General features: G+C 46.5%; 14 protein-coding genes and 1 pseudogene. 8 read left to right on the forward strand and 7 right to left on the reverse strand.

Features of this window, described 5'->3' with window-relative positions; all coding sequences use genetic code 11:
- The 5 genes and pseudogenes from JGK39_RS28120 to glmS all read left to right on the forward strand — a co-directional run.
- Positions 1–562 (forward strand): annotated as a pseudogene (locus JGK39_RS28120) (hypothetical protein); the annotation flags it as partial.
- Positions 563–609: 47 nt separating this feature from the next.
- Entirely contained in the window at positions 610–2289 is a 1680-nt protein-coding gene (locus JGK39_RS28125) for a serine/threonine-protein kinase (protein ID WP_293298243.1), read from the forward strand.
- A 248-nt stretch (positions 2290–2537) separates the two neighbouring features.
- Positions 2538–2744, forward strand: coding sequence for a hypothetical protein (locus tag JGK39_RS28130; RefSeq protein ID WP_293298245.1), 207 nt, complete (start codon positions 2538–2540; stop codon positions 2742–2744).
- Positions 2745–2852: 108 nt separating this feature from the next.
- Positions 2853–3098: a photosystem I iron-sulfur center protein PsaC gene (psaC, locus tag JGK39_RS28135; protein WP_015175986.1), complete on the forward strand. Its 246-nt coding sequence runs from the start codon at positions 2853–2855 to the stop codon at positions 3096–3098.
- A gap of 159 nt (positions 3099–3257) precedes the next feature.
- Positions 3258–5195: a glutamine--fructose-6-phosphate transaminase (isomerizing) gene (glmS, locus tag JGK39_RS28140; RefSeq protein WP_293298248.1), complete on the forward strand. Its 1938-nt coding sequence runs from the start codon at positions 3258–3260 to the stop codon at positions 5193–5195.
- Positions 5196–5306: 111 nt separating this feature from the next.
- Here the strand turns inward: glmS and JGK39_RS28145 are convergent, their stop codons facing one another.
- Together JGK39_RS28145 and JGK39_RS28150 are read right to left on the reverse strand one after the other, a co-directional pair.
- Positions 5307–6827, reverse strand: coding sequence for an O-antigen ligase family protein (locus JGK39_RS28145; RefSeq protein WP_366516013.1), 1521 nt, complete (start codon positions 6825–6827; stop codon positions 5307–5309).
- Complete coding sequence (locus tag JGK39_RS28150) at positions 6812–7657, reverse strand: hypothetical protein (RefSeq protein WP_293261988.1); 846 nt, start codon at positions 7655–7657, stop codon at positions 6812–6814. Before JGK39_RS28150 ends, JGK39_RS28145 begins: the two co-directional genes overlap by 16 nt.
- A 256-nt stretch (positions 7658–7913) precedes the next feature.
- Between JGK39_RS28150 and JGK39_RS28155 the strand changes: the two genes are divergently transcribed.
- A complete protein-coding gene (locus JGK39_RS28155) occupies positions 7914–8975 on the forward strand; it encodes an FAD-dependent oxidoreductase (RefSeq protein ID WP_293261991.1) in 1062 nt (353 codons plus the stop codon).
- Positions 8976–9547: 572 nt separating this feature from the next.
- Here the strand turns inward: JGK39_RS28155 and JGK39_RS28160 are convergent.
- The 3 genes from JGK39_RS28160 to JGK39_RS28170 form a co-directional block, all read right to left on the reverse strand.
- Positions 9548–10474, reverse strand: a complete 927-nt coding sequence (locus JGK39_RS28160) for a polysaccharide deacetylase family protein (RefSeq protein WP_293260135.1) — start codon at positions 10472–10474, stop codon at positions 9548–9550.
- Positions 10475–10796: 322 nt separating this feature from the next.
- Positions 10797–12383, reverse strand: a complete 1587-nt coding sequence (locus JGK39_RS28165) for a bifunctional pantoate--beta-alanine ligase/(d)CMP kinase (protein WP_293260117.1) — start codon at positions 12381–12383, stop codon at positions 10797–10799.
- Between the two features lie 290 nt (positions 12384–12673).
- Positions 12674–13741 carry a septal ring lytic transglycosylase RlpA family protein gene (locus tag JGK39_RS28170; RefSeq protein ID WP_293260120.1) on the reverse strand — a complete coding sequence of 356 codons (1068 nt, stop codon included), beginning with the start codon at positions 13739–13741 and terminating at the stop codon, positions 12674–12676.
- A gap of 599 nt (positions 13742–14340) precedes the next feature.
- Here JGK39_RS28170 and purM point away from each other — a divergent pair.
- The gene (gene purM, locus JGK39_RS28175) at positions 14341–15369 is read left to right on the forward strand and encodes a phosphoribosylformylglycinamidine cyclo-ligase (RefSeq protein WP_293298252.1); all 1029 of its coding nucleotides are present in this window, start codon (positions 14341–14343) and stop codon (positions 15367–15369) included.
- Between the two features lie 400 nt (positions 15370–15769).
- Here the strand turns inward: purM and JGK39_RS28180 are convergent, their stop codons facing one another.
- The gene (locus tag JGK39_RS28180; RefSeq protein ID WP_293298254.1) at positions 15770–20476 is read right to left on the reverse strand and encodes a DUF4347 domain-containing protein; all 4707 of its coding nucleotides are present in this window, start codon (positions 20474–20476) and stop codon (positions 15770–15772) included.
- 337 nt (positions 20477–20813) lie between these two features.
- Complete coding sequence (locus JGK39_RS28185) at positions 20814–21863, reverse strand: UPF0104 family protein (RefSeq protein WP_293298256.1); 1050 nt, start codon at positions 21861–21863, stop codon at positions 20814–20816.
- 103 nt (positions 21864–21966) lie between these two features.
- On the opposite strand from JGK39_RS28185, the gene JGK39_RS28190 reads away from it, so the two are divergent.
- The gene (locus JGK39_RS28190) at positions 21967–24003 is read left to right on the forward strand and encodes a S8 family serine peptidase (RefSeq protein ID WP_293298259.1); all 2037 of its coding nucleotides are present in this window, start codon (positions 21967–21969) and stop codon (positions 24001–24003) included.
- Positions 24004–24130: the final 127 nt, after the last annotated feature.

The following is a 24130-nucleotide window of genomic DNA, read 5'->3' on the forward strand; positions in this document are numbered from 1 at the left end:
ATTAGGGCAACTAATTTCTAATGTCATATCACGCTATGGGAAACACTTCTCTAATTATAGCTTACTCCGATCCTTTCCTTCAGGGCACTACCAAATTTTGCAGTCTAAAGGTTTGACTGGGGAACAACAGTGGGAAGAGTTGATTAAGATCTACCGCGGCAATCCTTTAGCTTTGAAACTAATTGCTGGAACCATTGAAAATATTTTCAATAAAAATGTGGCGGGATATCTCAAGTGGGGCACAATATCTATTAGCCCCGATTATAGGGATATTTTAGACAATCATTTCCAACGATTATCAAGTTTTGAAATCCTACTCATGCAAGCTATAGCCAATGCAGACAAACCAATTTCTTTTCAAGAAATGAGAGAAAAACTGGCACTAGAATTCAGCACTTCAAGTTTAATAGAAGCGTTAGAATCTGTAGGTAGACGCTTTTTGATTGAAAAAATTACAAATAACAATACAAATGAATTCTTGTTCGTTTTACAGCCTGTAATTAGAAAATATTTGAAAAACATTAAAGTGCCTAATTCTGGGAGCGATCGAGAAATTGCTTAAAATTTTGATCCATCTTTTAAATCTGTTAATTAACACCGGAAATTTATGTGATTTACTGTATTAACCCCGATTGCAAACAGCGTCAAAATCCCAACCATATTGAGCATTGTCAAGCTTGCGGTACTCCGCTGGTTATTAGCGGCTACCAACTCCTCAAACCACTGCGAGCCTTAGATCCGCGGAGCTATACGGAGATCTTTGAAGCGGAAGATAGAAAAGGGACTCGTAAAGTAATTAAAGTCTTGAAAGACAGCAGCACCCAATTAGTCGAAATGTTTGTCCGAGAAGCATTTACCTTGCAGTTGCTGAATCATCCGGGGATTCCCAAAGTAGAAATTGATGGATACTTCACTTTTACCCCCAAGGACAGTACCCAAGAAATTCACTGCTTGGCGATGGAAAAAATAGAGGGAAAAAATTTAGAACAGTGGTTGACAGAACACGGCCGTATTTCTCAAGATATAGCTTTAAATTGGCTGAGACAATTAATCGAAATTATAGAAGTTTTGCACAAAAAGCATTTTTTTCATCGTGACATTAAACCATCAAATATTATTCTCAAACCTGACGGTAGGCTAGTATTAATAGATTTTGGCAGCGTTAGGGGAATTACCAACACTTACTTAGCTAAAATAAAACAACAAACAATCACAGCCATTATTTCGGGCGGCTACACTCCGCCAGAACAAATAGACAGTCAAGCAGTTCCCCAATCAGATTTCTATGCTTTGGGTCGCACTTTTATTCATTTGCTGACTGGCAAATCTCCTCTCGAACTGCCAAAAGATTCTCGTACAGGTAAGTTAATTTGGAAAAAGCAAGCGCCGCAAATTTTCCAGCCACTGGCAGATTTTATTGATGAGATGGTAGAATTTTTTCCATTCGATCGCCCGCAAAATACAGCAGTTATTTTGAGGTCTTTAACTCTTAGAGGGCTGTTTGTCAAAAGCATTTTGCGAAATCTAAATTCTCCTTTGTTCAAAGTCTCAATTGCTGCTTTGCTATTGGCTGGAATATTTTATCGTTTGTCTTTTCCAGGAATTGCTCAATATTATTACGATTTGGGTGTAAAAGCTCAACAATCGCAACAGTTATTTGAAGCTAAAAAATACTACGAACAAGCGCTTGCTTTCAATCCTCAAGATTCAAAAATAGTCAACAACCTCGGATTGATTTGCCAAACTATTAAAGATTTTGCCTGCGCTCAATTGCAGTACGAAAAAGCTGTCAAACTCAATCCGTTAAATCCTGTAGCCCGGTATAATTTGGGCGGTTTTTACGATGATTCGGGAGAGTTCGATCGCGCCACAGTTCAATACGAACTTGCCATCCAATCTAACAGCCCGGTTGCTGTCAATGCTCTTAGCGATTTAGCTCGGTTACGGATTTTGGATGGAGATGCTGCGGCAGCTATTGAGTTGAGTTTGCGGGGTTTGCAGCAAACTCAGAAGCCGAAAGTGCGATCGGCATTATACAGAAATCTCGGCTGGGCTCGCTGGGTACAAAATGATTATTCTCAAGCTGAAGCTGATTTGCAGCAGGCAATTAAACTCAATCCTGAACGGACTGATGCTTATTGTTTGTTGGCACAAGTCTTAGAAGCTAAGGATGATAATAAAGGTGCATTAATCCTGTGGAAAAAATGCCTGAACCGGAACTCTAACAATAGCCGAGAAGTGAAGGTTTGGCAGACTATAGCGCAGCAGCGTATTAATGACTCTCGCTAATTAATAACTAATAACTAATTTTTCAAGTATAGCTGATGCACTTACAGACCTCTATATGCAAGAGGTCTCTTGTGTTTCGAGGTGAGTGTGTTTTTTTGTAAAAAAAACTAAAAATCTGCATAAAAGGCAGGACTTGAGGGCGATAGCTAAATTGAAGGACTTACAAAAAAGCCATGAAATGCAGAAAGTCAGGCCTATTATTTTTAGTTTCAAGTTCTCTAGTCCTAACCCTAGTTTTAGCAGTTGTGATGCCCGATCGTATGCGCCAACTTGGAAAAATATCGATCGCCCGAACCTCCCAAACCTTAGCAAAAACCTATTGCGACGATAAAAATAACGGCTGTTACGAAGAAGATCCCCGCAGATTTGTCAACCCCCACCCCGGCAGACTAGATCCGCCAACGACTGTGAAGTTTTGTCACTTTTTGGCGAAGTGCTTCCAGGCACTGCGGTAGACTAGCCTTTGATTCTCTGTGCAGGCTGTAGCGGTGGCACCTCGCCGTCAAATCTGTTAATTCGCAGAGCCAGCAAATTTTTAGTGACTCGTTGGGAGCCTTTATTCAATGTCTCATTCAGTCAAAATTTACGATACCTGCATCGGCTGCACTCAGTGCGTCCGCGCTTGTCCGACTGACGTTTTGGAGATGGTGCCCTGGGATGGCTGCAAAGCAGCTCAGATTGCCTCTTCTCCCCGCACCGAAGACTGTGTAGGTTGCAAACGTTGCGAAACAGCTTGCCCTACCGATTTTCTGAGCATCCGGGTTTACCTGGGAGCAGAAACCACTCGCAGTATGGGTCTAGCTTACTAAATTTCGATCGAATTGTCGATCGAGTTACGTTACAAGGGAGGGGGCGATTAAATTGCCCCCTCTCTTTTTGTCGCGGAATCTGCATTCTGCAACCGGAAGAAGGTAAAAATGATAAAACTTGAGTTTTATTGCGATCGCTAAGCAGGAGAATTACCTTAAATGTGCGGAATCGTTGGTTATATCGGCACGCAAGCAGCAAGCGAGATTTTGCTATCAGGATTGGAGAAACTGGAATATCGGGGCTACGATTCAGCAGGCCTCGCTACCATCTCCGAAGGAGAAATTACCTGCATCCGAGCAAAAGGCAAATTGCACAACCTCCGGGAAAAGCTAGCAGAGATAGACTCTCCCGCGCCCATCGGCATCGGACATACCCGCTGGGCCACTCACGGCAAACCAGAAGAATACAACGCTCACCCTCACCGGGATAATAGCGGGCGAATTGCCGTAGTTCAAAATGGAATTGTCGAAAATTATCGCGAGTTGCGCGAAGAATTGAAAGCCAAGGGACATAAATTTGTCTCAGACACCGATACAGAAGTTATTCCTCATTTAATAGCTGATTTTTTGGGTGAAGGAAGAAGGAAGAAGGAAGAAGGAAGAAGGAAGAAGGAAGAAGAGAAAAAAGCCGAAATAATTGCAGATTTGTCGTTTTTGGAAGTGGTTTTAAAGGCGGTAAATCGGTTAGAAGGAGCTTTTGCGATCGCCGTTATCTGTGCCGACTTTCCCGACGAACTCATTGTCGCCAGACAGCAAGCTCCTTTGGTGATCGGCTTTGGTGCCGGCGAATTTTTCTGCGCTTCTGACACGCCTGCGTTAATATCTCACACCCGCGCCGTTTTGTCCCTCGAAAATGGCGAATTGGCAAGACTAACTCCGATGGGAGTAGAAGTTTACAGCTTTGCAGGAGAAAGGCTGAAAAAAAGCCCGCGCCTCCTCGGCTGGAGTCCGGTTTCTGTCGAGAAACAGGGCTTCAAGCACTTCATGCACAAAGAAATTTACGAACAGCCGGCTGTAGTTCGAGCTTGTTTGGAAACTTATTTAGACAGCGATTGGCAGCCCGGAAATCCAGGCTCTCCCATCAATCTCAACTTGCCGAAAGAACTTTGCGCCGATGTCGAACAAATCTCAATTCTCGCCTGCGGAACGAGCTGGCACGCCTCGCTAATTGGCAAATATTTGTTGGAACAGTTAGCTAATATTCCCACGGCTGTGCAGTACGCTTCTGAGTACCGTTACGCGCCCGCACCGCTGACAGCAAATACTTTAATTATTGGGGTAACTCAGTCGGGAGAAACGGCGGACACGCTGGCTGCTTTGGGGATGGAACAGCAGCGCCGCGCGGCTTTTACTGATAAATTTCGATCGCGAATGTTGGGCATTACTAACAGGACTGAAAGTTCGATCGCCCACATGATACCGCACGTTATTCACACCCACGCTGGGATAGAAATCGGCGTTGCTGCAACTAAGACTTTTGTCTCGCAGTTGATGGCATTCTATTTCTTAGCTTTGGATTTGGCGCACCAGCGACAAACCATCAGCACCGAGAGATTGGCAGAAATTATTGCTGGTTTGCGCCAGTTACCAGCCCAAATTGAGAAGTTTTTAGAGATTCAAGAACAGTATGTCGAGGAATTGTCGCACCAGTTTACCGAAACCCAAGATTTTATCTTTTTGGGGCGGGGCATTAACTTTCCCATTGCTTTGGAAGGGGCGCTGAAACTGAAGGAAATTAGCTACATTCACGCTGAAGGATATCCGGCGGGTGAGATGAAACACGGCCCGATCGCCCTTTTGGACGCGAAAGTGCCTGTAGTGGCGATCGCGATGCCCGGAAGCGTCTACGAAAAAGTGCTTTCCAACGCTCAGGAAGCCAAGGCCCGCGACGCCCGTTTAATTGGCGTTACGCCGAAGCAAGGCGCGGCGGAAGCTGATATTTTTGACCACGTTTTGCCGGTGCCTTTGGTGGATGAATTGTTGTCGCCGATTGTGACAGTGATTCCGCTGCAATTGTTGGCCTATCACATTGCCGCGCGCCGAGGTTTGGATGTGGATCAGCCCCGGAATTTGGCGAAGTCGGTGACGGTGGAATAAGGGAAGTCATTAGTCATTAGTCATTAGTCATTAGTCATTAGTCATTAGTTGGTTGTTGGTTGTTCGTTCTAATAACCAATAACCAATGCCCGATGCCCGATGCCCGATGCCCTATTCCCTATGCCCAATTCCCTCTTCGCACACTCCCCAAATTGCCGCCAACAGCAACCAGCTTATTGTATTGACTCGGAAATCAAACAGCGTCACGTCTACAGTGTTAAATAGCGTACAGGCGGCGAAGGCTAATAAATAACTGAAAAAAATTAGGCGATCGCCCGAATTTACATCTTGACAAATTACTTGATTTGTGATATTTGAAATTGCATTTTCCTCTATTTCCTGCTGTTGGATATCTACAGGAAAATGCGATCGCCAATTCATCAATAGCAAAACACCTCTAGCCAAAATCCAGCCAACCAAACCCAAAAAGCAAAGCGTTACCGGAATCCCCGTTTCAGCAGTCAGCATCAAGATCAAACTGTGAGGATGACCGAGCCATTCGTGCATTCTATCTTGATAGAGAGGCGTAAAATTTCGCAATCCCCAACCAGTCCAAGGGCGCTGCTGAGCCATCGACCAAGCAAATTGCCACTGAGTCGTTCTCAAAGTAGCTGTAGGCCGATTTGGAAACATCTCATCCGTCAGTCTCGCCCAGAAAAAAGCCGGGATAATTGTTCGTAAATATTGCCGCACAGGTTGCGGGCCAAAAGCCGACAAAAACACTGCACCAACAGCACTAAAAACTACAGCTAATAACTTTTTCCAACCTGCATAGACAGCAAAAGCTACACTAGCTAAAACTGCAAGCCCCCAAGCATTACGAGAATTAGTAAAAATTAAACAAACAGCATTTCCCACCACTACAAAATTTAAAAAGTAGTCGAAGTGCGAAGTCGAACTATCTGTTATATCCGTTACAGAATCCGTTGCCGAACTTCCTGCTTCCTTCTTCCTCCGGAAACCTTCCATCCACAATCCCAAAGCTAAAATAAAAGCAATTGTTAGATAACAAGCTAAAATATTAGCGTACATAAACACAGAAGCCATCCTACCAGGAGGATTACCAGTGGGTTCGAGTACCCAGCCAAAAACTGGCTGCAATAAATCGATACCACTCCAGCCTAAAAATTGCTGTCCCAAACCTAAAATTATTACCGGAATTGAACTAATTGCTATTATCGAAGATAATTGCCGCAATTGAGCTGGAGTTTCAATCAAACGACTGAAAGCGGCAAACAATATAAAGAATGGTAAGAAATTGCACAATCCTAAAAAAGCCTCAATGCGGTTGTTGGCAAAAATCGCCGTGATGACTAGCAGCACGCTGAGAATTGCGAATCCTCGATTCAGCGGGCGGCGGGTAATTTGCCGGAACTTTTGCTGACAAGTGCCGATTAATCCCAGGAATATTCCTAAAGCTCCTAAAATCGGAATTGTCGGAAAAATAAGCACACCAATTTGAGCGAAATTCCAAGGAATTTGCAGGCCGCTATCTGGATGTTTTTGCAGGCGAGACTTGAGATTTTTGGCTGTCTGTTTGGCAGCTAATTTCCACGTTTTTTTGATGTTCACCCAAACTCCCAATTCTTCAATCCAAAATCCAAAATCCAAAATCGCTATGCTAATTCCCAAGCGCATTCCGATCGCGTTAAGCGAATTTGCGCCAAGGCAAAAATGGTCGGGATAATCCGCCCGTAGTTCGTAGAAATCGATCGCCAACCCAAATCCGCTAAAAACCAAGTCCACATCACCGGGCCGAGCAATGAAAACACGCTCTGCGTTGCACCGTAACGAGCCGCAGTCACGGCCATCCCGCGCCGCGCCGTCTGAATTGCGACATAATTTTGAAACTGGGTTGCTGCGGTTGCAGTCCCTGCGATCGCTGCTTGTTTTGCCATTTCATAAGTAGCAAAATGCAGTGCAAATTGATTTGCCATCAATTTCAGCAACATGGGTTTTAAAATTGAACTAACGGCTAAAGCGCTGCCACCTTTGAACAGCAAACCGAGCGGGTCTTTTTCAGCAGAAATTGGCAACGGTTCAGAAAGTTTAGCACCGACAATTGCTCGCTGTACGCGGACTGTCAGGGCTTGCTGTTCGTCTTTCGGCAAACGCTTCCAGGTGCGGCCCATTAAATGCAGAAATACTTCTGCTTCTAAGTCGGTGGTTGACAACTGTTTGGGATAAGGGATTTTGAGATAGCGGCAAACTTGAATTAGTGCTTGTCTGTAAGTTACTTGTTCTGTTCGCCCTCTGAGTACCGTCAACCCGTCGGCTGCAAGATACCGAAACCTTTGTTCTACGGCGTCTAGCCACGCTTGGCGATCGCGACTTTGTACGTCTATGGGTGCGGGGGTTTGCACGTAATCTAAAGGGTTAAATTTGTGGCTGAACAGAAGTTCGGTTAGTTGCTGCAATTCTTCTTCTGTTGTCAATTCTAGCGCTGCTCTGAGTTCGTCCAAGATTTTGCCCTCCCGTATACCATTTTAGATTGTAGATTTTAGATTTTAGATTGTCCCTGAGTAGCGCGCTTTGGAAATTGCCGATCGCTACATTTTTTTAACTAATCTTACCTGTCGATTATTTTACTACCTGGCGGAGGGCGATGGCTTACGCCCCGCTACGGCTTTGGGCTTTTATGCTCGTGGTACAGAGCATCTTTTGCTCCGCAGCCTTTAAGCTAATAACTAAATACAAAATACCTGACAGTTTATAAGTATGTTCGATGTTGTGGCGATCGGTGCGGGGATGGCGGGGCTGATTTGTGCTCGACAGTTGCGTCTGGCTGGCTATTCTGTCGCGGTTGTCGAGAAATCTCGCGGCCCCGGGGGACGAGTCGCTACTCGCCGCGTACAGGGCACCAGGGCCGATCACGGGGCCCGCTATTTGGAGCCGCAGGGGGATGCGGTGCAGGCGTTAATTGATGTTTTGGTCGATCGGCAGATCCTGAAACTTTGGACGGATAGTGTGGGAGAATTCCGACAAGGAGAAATATCATCTATTCCCAGTTCTTGTTATGTCGCACCGGCTGGGATGAATGCTGTCGGTAAGTATATCGCAGAGGGTTTAGACATTTGGTACGGCCGCCGAGTCAAAGCGATTTCTCGTACAGACAGTCAAATGTGGCATCTTTCTCTGGAAGTTACCGACGACAATTTAGAGACGCCTCAAGAATTGATTGCTAGGGCTGTGGTTGTGGCAATTCCTGCTCCTCAAGCTTTAATGTTTTTGAATTCAGAAATTGGTTTGTCGCCTGATTTTCTTGACAAATTGCGCTCTGTAGAGTACGACCCTTGCATTACAGTTATGGCTGGCTATTCTGCGGAACGAAATTCTGATTTGAGCAATCTCAATCCGCAGTGGAAATCTGTTTCTTTTCCCGATGATTCTGATTTAGCTTGGATTGGCTTGGACAGCAGCAAGCGGCTCGATCCGCAGCAGCCTGTGTTTGTGGTGCACAGCAGCGCTAATTTTGCACAGCGCTATTTAGAAGCTGCTGATTTGGATACTGTCGGTGGGGAATTGCTCGATCGCGCTTCTGAACATTTAATCCCTTGGCTGAAGCAGCCGCAATGGTTGCAGGTTCACCGCTGGCGCTATGCTTTTTGTCGCAATCCTTTACCTGTTTCTTGTTTGGTAGCCCAAGAAATTTTGCCGTTGGTTTGTGCGGGGGATTTGTGCGGGGACGGTCAAATTGAAGCTGCTTTGCGATCGGGAGTTGCGGCGGCTGTTTGGGTTAATTCTCAACTGGAGGATTCGCCCCTTTTAATAAGTTTGTAGTGAGGACTTTAGTCCTCTAAAAAATGCGGACTAAAGTCCTCACTACGAACATATCAGTAGGTTTGTAGTGAGGACTTTAGTCCTCTGAAAAATGCGGACTGAAGTCCTCACTACGAACATATCAGTAGGTTTTTTTCTAAAGTAGCGCTAGATATGACCCCCCCAACCCCCCCGCGATTTCGGGGGGGCTAAGACTTCATCCATAGCATATAGGTCAGAAAAATGGTATAAAGTCCTCACTACGAACATATCAGTAGGTTTGTAGTGAGGACTTTAGTCCTTTCTTATATAAGGACTAAAGTCCTCACTACGAACATATCAGTAGGTTTGTAGTGAGGACTTTAGTCCTCTGAAAAATGCGGACTAAAGTCTTCACTACGAACATATCAGTAGGTTTGTAGTGAGGACTTTAGTCCTCTCAAAAATGCGGACTAAAGTCCTCACTACGAACATATCAGTAGGTTTGTAGTGAGGACTTTAGTCCTTTCTTATATGCGGACTAAAGTCCTCACTACAAACTAAATTATTTGAAAATATGGGAGAATGGCGATTAATTCCACTCTCCCATTTGTTTATTTCTGTGCTGTTTCCTGCTTCTTTAAAGCTTGTTCTTCCATCTTCAATAACTCTGGAACTGTTACAAATTTGTACCCTTCCTTTCTCAGTCTAGCAATAATCTCGGGCAAAGCTTCTACAGTCCTCGATCGATTGCCTCCGCCGTCGTGCATCAAGACAATGCCGCCCGAATTTGCCTGCCGCATCACGTTGTCCATCAACGATTGTGTCGCAGTCCGCCAATCTAAAGAATCCGCAGACCACATGATAACCGCATAATTTTTCTTCTGTGCGTAAGCTGCCAATCCATTGTTTAAAATGCCTCCTGGCGGTCGAAACATTGAGGTTTTTACTCCGGTTACTTCCTCAATTAATGAGGAGGTGCGATCGATCTCGCGAGCGGCACCGTCTTCGTTATACTTAATGTATTGGTGGTTCCAAGTGTGGTTGCCGATCGCGTGACCGGCCGCCGCGACTTGTTTGCCAAGTTCGGGATATGTTTGCAGGTATCTTCCTACCCAGAAGAATGTCGCCTTAATATTGTTTTTCTTGAGAATATCTAGGATTTGTGTAGTAGTTGTCGGCCAGGGCCCGTCGTCAAATGTCAGGGCGATCGCCTTGTGCTGCTCGTCCAGTTTTGCCTGACGCAGCATGGTACCTTTAAACTGGGATGGTAGGCTCGATTGAAAGCGGGTTGCCTCCAAAGAGCCTATAGCCTGTTCGGAAAACTCAACTCGATTGGCGATCGCCCCTTTGATCCCATTAACATTTGATATGGGTTTTGCCGGTTGCGACTGGGATACAGCCAAGACTTGCGCCTGCATCGGTGCCGCTGGTTGAGTGGCCCGGAAGTTCATCGGTAACGTCACACCCAGCAAAAAACTGCCTGCGGCGGCCAGAAAAGCAACGATTATTTTTTTTCGCCGCCTCAAAAGCCGTTTCATATTTGTCACGTCATTCTCTCCTTCACACCTTGCACAATTAATTCTAGATTTTATGTTGATATCAGTTAGTTCACTTTAGAGCATAATCTTAAATCAGATTGTCCCTGGAAATGTTACTCCAACTAACCGATCGCGGGGAAGTCCGCCCGGATCGAAAAATTTAAGACTTGTGTACAAGAAACCCGCTCACCCATCAAAACGGGAAATAGTGGAAATTTTCCCGACGGCGCTCGAATGCCGTTAGCGGCACGTTTATATTGTTAGGGACTCAGGCCAAAGCCCGCGTCCCTACCTGACGCCAGGCCATCGCAGCGTCCCTCAATTAACTTTTAGGGCAGATTCTCTCTTGATACAAGCCGACAATCCGATCGATAACTTCGTCAACAGTCAGATTATCTGTTTGAATGGACACAGCATCGGCAGCTTTCCGCAAAGGTGCGATCGGGCGGGTGCTGTCCTTGGAGTCCCGCAGAGCAATGTCTTGTTCTAACTGGGCCAAACTAATATTAGCCCGATCGGCGTCTTTAAGTTCTAACATCCGCCGGCGCGATCGCTCTTGTACCGAAGCCGTCAAATAAATCTTCAATTCCGCATCGGGAAAAACATTGGTTCCTATATCGCGGCCTTCTGCCACAATCCCACCTTTTGTACCGCAGCGCCGCTGTTCATCTACTAGAAACTGCCGCACAGCCGGAATTGCCGCCATTTCCGAGACGCGAGATGTCACTTCCAAACTGCGAATTGCTTCGGTTATGTCTTCGCCGTTAATCTTCAGCATGAAAGATGCCGGATCGAGATTGTATTCCAAATAGCTGTAACTGATTAATTCGGCGATCGCACATTCATCCGACATCGGCGTATTTGTTTTCAAAGCCAGCCAAGTCAGCGCCCGGTACATCGCGCCAGTATCCAAATAAAACAAGCCCAAAGCTTTTGCTGCTTGGCGAGTTACGGTAGATTTACCAGCGCCCGCCGGGCCGTCGATCGCCACAATTGGCCTGCGGTTCCTCAGAATTATATTATCAATCAAGCGAGTAGAGCCGACTCTGGCTGCTACCGCTAAAAGTCCCGCTGTTTCCACCACCTCCAACGGCATCAGAGTGTCGGGATCGACGAGTTCGGCGTATTCGAGCTTGACTGCGGGTTCTCCAGCGACTTCCGCGCGCGCAGCAGCGAGTGCGGCTTCGGCAGTGCGGTCGCCTGAAGCAAAAGTTTTTGAGGCTTGTTGCAGCGCGCGGTAGAGGGCGCAGGCTTGCTGTTTTTGCTCTGCTGTTAAATACTGATTTCGAGAACTCATTGCTAGTCCTGACTCTTCGCGGACGATCGGGCAAGCAACAATCTCTACAGGCAAGTTAAAATCCCCGGCCAGTTGGCGGATAATTGCTAGCTGCTGGGCGTCTTTCTGACCGAAATAAGCTTTTGTCGGCTGTACCAAACTCAAAAGTTTGGTCACAATTGTCGCGACGCCTTGAAAATGACCGGGCCGAGATTTGCCGCACAACACCGATGTCATCGCGGGCGGCGGCACTACTTGAGTTAATGATGAAAGTTGAATTTGTGTTTGGGCGGTTTTGTCGGTTGCTGCGGGATCTACCGCTGGGTTGCCAAACATTTCTGTGGCTGGGGGAGCAAAAATGGCATCCACGCCAGCTTGTTCGCACAGCAGCCTGTCTCGCTCCAAATTTCGGGGATAATCTTGAAAATCTTCTGTCGGCCCAAATTGCAGCGGGTTGACAAAAATGCTGACTAGGACTCGCGCATTGTCTTGTCTTGCCCGCTGGATCAAGCTGAGATGTCCGGCGTGCAAAGCTCCCATCGTCGGCACCAAACCGACTGTCACGTGAGGTGCAGCAGACTTTTGTGAATTTAAGTAGCAGCGAAGTGCTGCAATGCTAGTAAACAGGCGCACCGGTAGATTCTCCTGAAGGCATTCGGCAGAATGCAGAATTTGTTTGTCGGAATTTGTTCGATCTCACATCTGGCACCAATGTTAGCAACAACCTCGCCTACAAGAGAGCGGGACTGTGGCTGCGAGTGCCAGATATCACTTTGATTCTACTTTCTGCCTACACTTCGGATAACTTTTGTATTGTGCCTTACCGTTACATAAGACTTACCCCAACGATGGATCTCGGAGGGCAAGCTGTCAACTGTCAACTGTCAACTGTCAACTGTCAACTGTCAACGCCCTACACTTGTTTACTTTTTCGGTTCGATCACTTCGATTTCCACTCTCGCAACGCCGCTGCTTATCATTCCCAGCACGTTGGCTGCGCCGGCGGACAAGTCAATTACCCGATCGCCCACGTAGGGGCCGCGATCGTTAATCCGAACGACTACCGAGCGCCCGTTGTCAAGATTTCGCACCATGACTAGAGTGCCGAAGGGCAAGTGGCGGTGTGCAGCAGTCAAGGCATTTTGGTTAAAACGCTCGCCGCTGGCGCTGAGGTTGCCGTCAAATCCGGGGCCGTACCAGGAAGCCCAGCCGCTGAGCCGCACTTGAAGTGGGCCCAAAGATAGAACGGGGGCTTCTGGTTCGGGTTGGGGTTGGCCTGCGACTTCTTCCAAGGGTGGGGCGTTGCCCAGGAGTCGGCGGAGGCGATTTGTTACTTGCAGGGCATCTCGGCTGAAGTTGCTGGTGGTGTCGGGGAGGATGTTTTGAGCGTTGATGTTTACCAAGTCCTCGCCGTTTGCCTGGATTATGTAGCGATCGCCTGTTTCCCACTTAACGGTAATGCTGTTGGGATCGATGTTGTTGCGGTTTAGCTGGTTGAGTCTTGCTGCTAAGCTAGATGCCCGCCACATTGGATCTGGTTCTTGATTGGTGGAATTGCTGGCAGTGTTTCCGGCTTTGGGATTTTCTTTTGTGCCGGCTACTTTCAACTGACTGCTACCACTGGCTTTGCGATCGCCAGTTTCTCCAATTTTGGTGTTGGTTTCCTGGCTTGGGTTCAGAAAGGTGATGACTGGAATGTTTCGCACGTAGACTGTCACTGCTTGTCGCCCCTCCAAGTCGTGGGGCTGAATTTTGACGATCGAGTCTTGGTCAATGTCAGCTCTTGCTTGGTACTGATACTGTCCGACTTTTTGTGCTTCGGCCCGAGTTGCGTTTAACTGCGGGGACGGTTGGGTGGCAATTACTTGCTGTTTTGAACCCTTAGAGTCTGGCTTCAGGGCATCTGTCGCTTGTGCGTGACAAGAAGATGCCGTTCCTACAACAGGAACTAACAGCACAGCGAGTAAACCACCAACAAATTTTTCCTTCATAGGTCCATTTTTGTGAAGAGCCATTGCCAACCGAGATTGGAGGATTGGCCATTTGGCAACAGGCGTCAAGGATTTTTCTCGATCCCTGCGCCATTCCCCCGTGAGTCAAAGCAAAGTACCCGGGTGCGTTTTTGCTCTAATGCTTCAGCCCCAAAAAAATTTGGCTGAAACTTCCCCGATCTTTGAGAACTCATAACTCGATCTGCAATGTGTGTTTTGGTAACGAACTGCAACAGACTACCACAAACTTTTGCGCTTGGGGATCGCTGTTTCGATACATTTGAGCAATATTGCTCAAATCCGATCAGAACTCTGTCTGACAAAATCCTTTAATTGCAGTGGTTACAGCCATTTTCGGAATTCCTGAAAAATTTACAAAAATTTACAAAATTTTTGCGTATTTTATGGTTTCCGAAGGATTAACCTGAAAAAATCAGTTTGTCAAGTATTAAAGGTTGAGTTCGCCCAAAAAACGGATACAAGTTTCCGACTGTTGTGGGGGGCCGCCTCACATTTGAGACTAAGGTTCAAATTCCCAGATTCGTCTGTTAGCCGTTATCGGCATAAACTTAAAATTTAGAAATCGATTTGGCAGACTTATGGATTATCGAGCAGCAGGTGTGGATGTTGAGGCGGGTAGAGCTTTTGTCGATCGCATCAAGAATACCGTCAAAAGCACCCACCGATCGGGAGTTTTGGGCGGATTCGGCGGATTTAGCGGATTTTTTAGCGTCCCGGAGGGTTTAAAAGAGCCAGTGATGGTTTCGGGCACTGACGGCGTGGGAACTAAGTTGAAATTGGCCCACGATCTCGATCGGCACGACACAGTAGGAATCGACTTGGTGGCGATGTGCGTCAACGACGTACTGACATCCGGCGCCGAGCCCCTCTTTTTTCTAGATTATTTAGCCACGGGAAAGTTAAATTCCGAACAATTAGCTGCGGTGGTGACAGGAATTGCTGACGGTTGCAAACAAGCGGGCTGTGCTTTGCTCGGAGGGGAAACCGCAGAAATGCCTGGTTTTTACCAAGCCGGCGAGTACGATTTGGCTGGGTTTTGCGTGGGAATTGTCGAAAAGAGCAAATTGTTGGACGCTTCGCAGGTGCGGGTGGGAGATGTGGCTGTCGGGCTGGCTAGTTCCGGGGTGCACAGCAACGGTTTTAGTTTGGTGAGAAAAATTGCTGGGGATTTGGGTTTTGATTGGAATTCCCAACCGGAAAAATTGGGCGGTCAAACTTTAGGAGAAGTGCTGCTGACTCCGACTACAATTTATGTGAAACCAGTCCTCGAAGCCCTTAAAAGCGGCTTGGAAATTCACGGTATGGCTCACATTACTGGCGGCGGTTTGCCGGAGAATTTGCCCCGCTGTTTGGGAGCGAATCAATCTGTGAAAATTGACACCAGTAGCTGGCCGAGTTTGCCAATTTTTGACTGGATTGCTGAAGCTGGCTCTGTGGCGACTGCGGATATGTTCAATACTTTTAATATGGGTATTGGCTTTGTGCTGTTGGTCGATCGCCGGGAAGTTGAGCAGGCTGTGAAGTGGTTTGAGTCTCAGGGAATTGGTGCTTTTGCGATCGGCGAAGTTATTGAGGGTAACGGGGAATTGGTAATGGGCGTCGATTAATTTTAGTTGCGTGAATTAAAAAAAATCGCCCTTTTTTTTCGGGTTAAATGCTTGACTCCTGGCAGCAAAGGAAGTACAATTAGATAATGGAAATAGTGGCAATTTTAAAATTAAAGTTACCACTCCCATCATCTAAAATATACCACAAAAATTCTCAAAAAGTCAACAGGTAAAAGTTCCTTTTTAAGACAAATTTTTCAATAAGATTGGAACAAAGCAGATTTATTAGAATTGAAGTGCATAAATCTTGGATGAGACAGGAAAGTTGATGTTTAGGTACGTAGTTGCGCTTCAGCGCTCTTTTCTTATATATGAAAGTACGTAGTTGCGCTTCAGCGCTCTTTTGATAATATAAGAGAGCGCTGAAGCGCAACAACATACCTTAGAGTAATGTACAAATTTAAATCAAAGTAAAATTTGCTGCATTAATACTGGTAGGCGAAACCCCATTTAAAACAGCTATAATTTCCCCAGTCGGCACAAACTGGATCGACGTTTTACCGCTGAGTTGAGTAACATTTAATTGCTCGAAAGTCAAGCCATTACCTAGAATCAGCAAATCTTTTCCATTCTCAAAATCGGCAATAATATCGATCCCGGAATTGGTAGAGAGTAAAAAGCGATCGCTAAGAGCACCTCCAATGAGACAGTCATCCCCCAAACCGCCAATCAAAGTATCATTTCCCTCGCACCCGTCTAGCAAATCATTGCCAGCACCTCCACTCAGACAATCATTGCCAACACCTCCGCAGAGGGTATCATCACCATAATTGCCGCCGAGAGAATCCTCGCCATCGCTGCCGAAGATTAGATCGTTTCCCTTGCCTCCAAAGGCGCGATCGCTGCCTTTGCCACCATCGATAAAATCAGCACCTTCACCGCCATAAATTAAGTCGTTGTCTTCTTTACCATTTATGGAATCATTGCCGCGATTTCCGAAGATGATATCTTCGCCTTCACCGCCACAAATTAAGTCATTTCCCTTGCCGCCTAAAAGGATATCATCTCCCTTGTTGCCGTCAATAAAATCATTGCCTCGGTTGCCGTAAAGGATATCGTTTTCTTCACCGCCGTAGAGGTTGTCATCGCCTAAATCGGCATCGAAAATATTTGAGTTTGGAGTGCCGTAAAAAGCATCGTTTTCCGGTGTGCCAAATTCAATTTCACCGCTACCACTGCCGTTGATGGTGTTGTTAGTTTCGTTTGGGCGATCGATCTTTGGATACTCGATCGTATTGCAAATACACTCTGGCGAAGCAGGCGTTGGTGTCGGCGCAGGCGTTGGAGTTGGTGTCGGCGTGGGAGTTGGCGTCGGGGTTTCCGCAGGCGTGGGAGTTTCCGCAGGCGTCGGCGTGGGAGTTTCCGCAGGCGCAGGCGTGGGAGTTGGCGCCGGGGTTTCCGCAGGTGTGGGAGTTGGCGCAGGCGTCGGAGTTGGCGTCGGAGTTGGAGTTGGAGTTGGAGTTGGAGTCGGAGTTGGCGTCGGAGTTGGAGTTGGAGTCGGTGTCGGCGTCGGAGTTGGAGTCGGAGTTGGAGTTGGAGTCGGTGTCGGAGTTGGAGTCGGAGTTGGAGTTGGAGTCGGTGTCGGAGTTGGAGTCGGAGTTGGAGTTTCCGATGGTATTGGAGTCGGCGTCGGCGTTGGAGTTTCCGATGGTGTTGGAGTTGGAGTTGGAGTTGGAGTTGGTGTCGGTGTCGGCGTTGGAGTCGGAGTCGGCGTCGGAGTTTCCGCAGGCGTTGGTGTCGGCGTCGGCGTTGGAGTCGGAGTTGTTGTCGGCGTTGGAATCGGAGTTGGTGTTGGAGTTTCCGCAGGCGTTGGTGTCGGAGTTGGTGTCGGAGTCGGAGTTGTCGGAGTCGGAGTTGTCGGAGTCGGAGTTGTCGGAGTCGGAGTTGTCGGAGTCGGAGTTGTTTGGTTGACGGTAATATTCACACGATCGACATCTGTGAGAGCACCGCCTAATTCTGCTGATGCGCGATCGTTTGTCGTCACAGTCAGCGTATCGGTGCCACTAAAGTTCAGATTCGGCGTATAAGTTAAACCATCTAAAGCAGCATTAATATCAGCCTGTTTCCCCGTATAAATCAGGATGTTGCTACCATTCCCCGATCCGGTAATTCCTGTCAGCGAATTGAGTGTAATAATTCCGCTGGTAACGCTGAGATTAACTTCCACCGACTCGCTATCTGAGTCAAATACAGAGATACTATTGCTGTTGCTAGCAGAGAAGATGCGAGGAGTATTTTGAGTCGTCGTTTCTTTGCCGATATCAGTAGTAATATCGAGACTCCAACTAGCAATATTTCCTGGAATAGTAGCACCGGATGAAACACCATTATAAATGTTGGTATCAACTGCATACAATTTCCAAGTGCCGTTGGGATTAGTTTTGTTAAAAACAGAAAGAGTCGAACCGTAAGGCCCTTCTGGTGCTCCTGTTGGCGTACCGGGTGGTATAGCGAAAGTATAAATATCGCGAAAACCGTTTGGTGAATAGTTGGTTGGTTTGTAAATTCCTGAAGCGATAGTTGGGGGCAGTGTTGGAAATGTAGAACCAAGAAAAGAGGCAGCATTATCATCAAACTTCAGAGTAAGGTTATTGAGCGGTGCGGATGGAATATGAGACATTAACACCACATTTTGTCCTTGTGGACCGACTAGCAAAAGGTTGATTACCTGTGAGGAGTCTAGCCTACCCTCAGAAGTTTTGACATTGTTGAGAGTGACAGTAACACTGTCCGCTTTTCCCGTCACACCTGAAACATCAATAGCAGACGGATTTGGTGTCGCTAAAATGATAAAATTAGGTATTCCTTCGCTGTTGAGGGTAATGTTGTTAGGGTTAGTTGTGGTGGTAGTTGTTCTTCCCGGTATTGAATTAATCGGAGATTGATTGCGACGGGAAAATTCCGACGTATCGCCTGTGGTTTTGTTAGTAGCAGTAGCAGCGAGAACAGATTTTCCTGCTACTGGAGTGTATGCGAAGTTGATATTAGCATTGCCAGCACTATCTGTAGTAACATCTTGGAAACCTAGAAAAGTTTCACCTTGACCTGCACCTGCGGGGTCATAACTTTTATTAGCAAAGAATTCAACGCGGAAGTTATTGTTAGGAGTGCTGTTGAGAATGCCCTTGACTGTGTTGCCGCTAACTGAGGTCAAAACCGGGTAATTTTGCAGGTTGTTGCTGCCTTTATCCCCATCGCCCACATCGTTGGGAGTCACGCCAGTAGTACCGATCAAATCAATGCCTAATCGTTGGTTATTAAAAATCCTATTCCCTTGAATGGTATGACTGCCGAAATTTCTCGCAATCTCAATACCGCTACCTTTATTGTTAGCAATGATATTGCCTTCTCCAGGTCCAGTTCCACCGACGATCGTACTATTTGTATCTTTGCGAAGGATAAAAATACCATCGCCACCATTACCTAAGTCTATTGTACCCGTTGAATCTGTACCGATGTAGTTGCTAGTAATTTTGGTATTGCTTGCTGTCCCTGAAATAAAGATACCACCTGTTCCTAAATCACCGTTACCAGAAATGACGTTTCGCGAGATAATAGTGCCTATGACGGGGATGGGGGTGGGATTAGGTGCAAAAGGATCGGTGTAACTGTTGATTCTAATGCCACCAGAAGTGTTACCTACAGCAGCAGTCCCGCTAATATCCGTGCCAATGTAGTTGTCTTGAATAGTATTGTTATTAGTCTGTACCCAAATGCCAAAGCCACCGAAGAAGCTTTCATTTTTTCCAAATCCATTAATAACTAATCCTTGAATGGTACTGCCGCTGGAGTCTTCTTGAGCGCCAACAAAACTCTTGCTCAATCCTATACCATTAGTACCAATATAGCCGCCACTGCCGCCAGGTCGTACTAAACTGCCATTGAGTTCGATAATTGGTTTGCCTGCATATCCGGGTTGAGATTTGCCGTCGATAATAACTGGGCTGGTGATGACAGGTAAGGCTTGAGTACCAAGGGTAATTGTATGAGGACCCGTACCGGGAATGTTAAAGTTAATTGTGTCTAATCCGGGATTGAAATTGGCTTGTTGAATCGCATCTCGCAGAGAACCCGTACCGCTATCGGAAGTATTGGTAACGCTATAGGTAGCCAAAACAGACGCGTAATTTTCCATTGCGTCTGACTCGAATGCTAGGGGCGATTTAACGTTGCCTATTTTGACTTCTAATTCCCAATTTCCTCCTAATTTTGCACTTCCCGTGAGATGCTTGGATGCGGCAATATTTGCACCGGTGAGAGTGGCAATGCGGTGGAGGAAGCGCTCACCATCTACGGCTTGTTCATCGAGTACGCCGGGGGGTGAAACCCCCGTCTCATAGCAAAAGTCCTCTAAAGAGGACTGTTTAATGAAATTGTTTTCAGTCGGTTTCAACCGACTTTCGCTATGAGACAGGGAATTGATTCCCTGGCGGACTCTCGGATAAACGCGGGATGCCGGTGCCGCATTATTTGTAGCGCTTTCAAAATCCATCGCCCGTTCAAAATTTATGGCATATTCCTCAGATCCGCCGGGGGTTGAAACCCCCGTCTCATAGCGCAAGTCCTCTAAAGAGGACTGAAAAATTTGATTTTTCTCAGTCGGTTTTAACCGACTTTCGCTATGAGACAGGGAATTAATTCCCTGGCGGAATTTCTGGCAAGCGCGGGATGCTGCTGCTACATTACAGCCGTAAATCAGGATGTCTGCATCAACTGCTAAAGCGCGCCGCCATTGCTGCAATTGCTGGCTATAAGCTTCTAGGTTATCGACAGACAGTCGAGTTTTACCGAGTTGCAAGCTTCCCGGTTCGCCGTGGGAAACTAGATGAATGCTGTCAATATTGGCGCGATTCGCTAAGACTTCGCTAATTTGTTCGACTCCATCTCTGTGGGCGTCGATAATTATTGCTTCTACTCCCAATTTCACTTGATCGAGGAGAGTTTGATAGTCTGCTACTGCCGCATCGATAAATACTATTGTACTGGGGTTATTTGTACGATCGCCCTTTTCGCCAAAACTCCCTTGGCCCGCGTTGATGTGATTCGCAAGTTCGTTAAGCGAAGCTATCCCGTAGGGAATCGATCGTCCTGACAAAACTGATATCATGGCTGTGTACCCCCGATCCTAAAGTGAATAATTTTTCATAAATCTAGGACGATCGCACCCGAACTCAAAAAATAAGTGTCTTTGACAGTACAAATACCTAAATTTGTGATTTTTATGAGAGCAACTCGGTTTGTTTCCCAGTCTTAAATTTATTGATTCAGACTAGATTGTTTGTGGCTTTGTTTCTTAACGGCCCAAACAGATTTTTTTACAAAATTTTTGTCTGAAGTCAAATATAGCCAGTATACTTGCGTAAACCCAAAGTCTTAATAAAAATACATATTTTCAACTCCGGCTAATCGGGGTAAATCCGCTGGCATAATATATTATTTCCCACTTACTTAATGTGCCGATCGCGCTTCCTGTCAATTTTCGCCAAAACAGCACCGGAAACATCCGCCAGAATACTGATAATCCGATACAAAGCCACCGCACTCAGAATTATACCCACAGAAAAGCGATCGGACAATAGCGCGATCGCCGTTGCTTCAAATACTCCCATTCCTCCAGGCGCACCCGGTACAACCAAACCCACAACAAACGCCAAACCAAAAGCACCGAACAAGTTGGGAATATCGAGAAAACTCGCCGGATTTAAAGCCATTACCGTTAGCAAAAAACCGCTACCCCGCAATCCGATAAAACACATTTGTCCGATTAACGGCACTAAAGGATAGCGTTTAATTGGTAAATTATTTTGGCGCTGGGACTTGACATTAGATATTTTTTTAGCTAGATTGGAGCTAGACTCTAAAGGCGAAATTAGTCGATCGCCCGCAGCATCCCCAACATCTGAATTTTCCCCCTTGTTCTTGGATAACTTCAACCGCTCCACAAACAAGACGATCGGATTTAAAATTAGGGGATGAATCGCCGTCAAAATAGCAGCACAGCCGAAAATTCGCAACCACCCATTGATGCGCTCAAAACAAATCAAGCCAATCAGCACGCCCGCAGAAGCCATCAGCAGCGGTTCTAGCAGCACGCTGAGAGTAGCAGCTTTGGGGGCAATTCCTGCTTTTTTGGCGTCCAAGATTCGACCCCAAAAATGCCAAATATTACCCGGTAAATACTTGGCAATATTGGTCTTGAGAAAAACTTGAATCGCCCAGGCGGCATTTACAGGTTGGCGGAATTCCCGCAAAATTAACATCCACACCCAGCCGACAAAAATTAGAGACAGTAAAGTGACGCCAAGGGCGATCGCCAGCAACGGAAAACTTTCGGCTCGAATTCGGATATTCGCGACTTCTCGCCAGTGAGTTACAAAAGCTTTGGCAATAAATAAAAACGTGCCGCCCAAAATCGCATAGCGCAAATAAGGCTTTAAATGCGATTTGGCGAGGTTAAAAAAATTCTGAATTCGATGCAAGTGTTGTTTTCCCATTTTCCGTTCCTGATTAATGAATTTGGGATGGTAGATTTATTAAGGACAATTTCATGTTTTGAATCTAAAATTTAGATTGATTTTATCTAAGGAGTAAATTTCTATGCCCGGCCCGAGCCCTGACGGATTTTCCTATCTTTTAGATGATAGCCCCAATAGTTTGACATTAACTCCGGGCTTTTTGACTCCTTATCCTAACGGACTTTTTGCCCTCGGAGGTAACGATTTTATTGTCGGTGCCTCGGATGCCGATCGCATCAGCGGTGATAATGGTAGCGACAGACTCCTCGGCGGCGGCAATTCCGATACACTCTTCGGTGGTGTCGGGAATGACTTGCTTAACGGCGGTGCCGGCAATGACTTCCTATTTGGCGGCAAGGGCAGCGATACCTTGCAAGGAGGTAGGGGAGATGATAGCCTCAACGGCGGCAACGGTAGCGACGTTTTAGTGGGCGATGGAGGCAAAGATACGCTGACGGGGGGTTTGGGCCCGGATACCTTTGTGCTCCGCAGCAACTCTGCTGTTTCCAATCCGGCGGTTGCTGACATAATTACTGACTTTAACAGTTTTGAGGATGCGATCGGACTAACTGACAATCTTACCGAAGCAGACCTCACTTTAGAAACAGTTTCCGGCACTCCCAATACAGTAATTAAAATTCGTCAATCCAATGCAATTTTAGGCTTAGTCGCCAACACATCACCACAAAACCTCAGCGGTAAGTTTATCTCTGCAAATGCTGTATTGGGCAACCAACTCAGCCAAGCCCGAGATTTAGGCGTTTTGAGCAACACTCAAACCATCGCCGACTCGGTTAGCAACGCGCGCCCAGACAACCTTTACCGCTTTACTTTGCCTGCAAATAACGACTTTCAATTAACTGTCAGCGGTTTTAGTGCCGATGTTGACGTGGCTGTAATTAAAGATATTAACGGCGACAATTCTATTGATTTGAACGATATTATTGGTTCTTCTAAAAAATCTGGTTTGTCGCCAGAGTCGATCGACCTCAAAAATTTGGCAGCCGGAACATACTTTGTCCGAGTTTATCAAAACCAAGGCAATACAAATTTTACCCTAAATTTATCTGCAACTCCTGCAAATATTGTTCCTGACAATCCCGGCAACTCATCGGGTTTTGACTCTCGTTTTGGGTTCGGTTTAGTGAATGCAGCAGCGGCAGTTGCTTCTTCTCAAGGTGTGCCAACTTTTTCGGATGTTCCCGATTTGGGTGGCGACGAATGGGGCAGAGATTTAATTAAAGCTCCAGAAGTTTGGGCGAAGGGCTTGACTGGAGACGGCATTGTTGTAGCAATTATCGACAGCGGAGTTGACTACAATCACCCGGATTTGACCGGGAATGTTTGGAGCAATGGGGGGGAAACGGGCGTTGATGCCGCAGGTAGAAATAAAGCTAGCAACGGCGTAGATGATGATGGAAATGGGTTTGTAGACGATTTCCGGGGATGGGATTTTGCCAACAACGATAACGATCCGATGGATGATAACAATCACGGCACTCATATCTCGGGTTTAGTTGCTGCGAAAAAAGATGGGGTGGGAATTACTGGAACGGCTCCGACTGCGAAGATTATGCCTTTGAAAATACTCAATAGCGCGGGAGTTGGGCAAATTAGGGATGAAATTAACGCGATTAATTATGCGGTGGCAAATGGGGCGAAGATAATTAATGTAAGTTTTGGCGGTCAACAGTTCAACGAGCAAGAATTGAGTGCGATTCGAGCCGCTGAATCTAAGGGCGTGGTGGTGGTTTCGGCGGCAGGAAATGATGCTCGCCCGGAGGTGGATTATCCGGGTAAGTTTGCAACTGAGGTAGGCATTACTGTCGGTGCTGTTACCCGAAACGGCTTGTTTGCGGCTTATTCTAACCGCGCGGGATCTGACACAATTAGTTATTTTGTTGCTCCGGGCGGCGATGGCGGTAGGGCTGATGCTGGGGACGTTTATTCAACGGTGGCGCTGTCTCAACCGGGGGTTCCCTATGGATATTTGGCGGGTACTTCCATGGGAGTGCCGCACGTATCCGGCGCGATCGCTTTGATGTTGCAGGCCAATCCCAGTCTGACTCCTGCTCAAATTAAGCAAATTCTAGCTGAAACGGCGAATCGAAGAGTTTAAACTCGATCCAGTTCGTAGTAAGGACTTCAGTCCTTCCTCATAACAATCTAAAGAAGGACTAAAGTCCTGACTACGAACCTATAATAAAGTTTGTAGTGAGGACTTTAGTCCTTCCTCATAACAATCT

The organism is Microcoleus sp. PH2017_12_PCY_D_A (assembly GCF_020738565.1).
Lineage (GTDB): Bacteria > Cyanobacteriota > Cyanobacteriia > Cyanobacteriales > Microcoleaceae > Microcoleus.

Coding starts and splice junctions, on each gene's coding strand:
- JGK39_RS28130 (WP_293298245.1), top strand. CDS start 2,538: ATGCCCGATCGTATGCGCCAACTTGGAAAAATATCGATCGCCCGAACC.
- psaC (WP_015175986.1), top strand. CDS start 2,853: ATGTCTCATTCAGTCAAAATTTACGATACCTGCATCGGCTGCACTCAG.
- glmS (WP_293298248.1), top strand. CDS start 3,258: ATGTGCGGAATCGTTGGTTATATCGGCACGCAAGCAGCAAGCGAGATT.
- JGK39_RS28155 (WP_293261991.1), top strand. CDS start 7,914: ATGTTCGATGTTGTGGCGATCGGTGCGGGGATGGCGGGGCTGATTTGT.
- JGK39_RS28160 (WP_293260135.1), bottom strand. CDS start 10,474: ATGAAACGGCTTTTGAGGCGGCGAAAAAAAATAATCGTTGCTTTTCTG.
- JGK39_RS28170 (WP_293260120.1), bottom strand. CDS start 13,741: ATGAAGGAAAAATTTGTTGGTGGTTTACTCGCTGTGCTGTTAGTTCCT.
- purM (WP_293298252.1), top strand. CDS start 14,341: ATGGATTATCGAGCAGCAGGTGTGGATGTTGAGGCGGGTAGAGCTTTT.
- JGK39_RS28180 (WP_293298254.1), bottom strand. CDS start 20,476: ATGATATCAGTTTTGTCAGGACGATCGATTCCCTACGGGATAGCTTCG.
- JGK39_RS28185 (WP_293298256.1), bottom strand. CDS start 21,863: ATGGGAAAACAACACTTGCATCGAATTCAGAATTTTTTTAACCTCGCC.
- JGK39_RS28190 (WP_293298259.1), top strand. CDS start 21,967: ATGCCCGGCCCGAGCCCTGACGGATTTTCCTATCTTTTAGATGATAGC.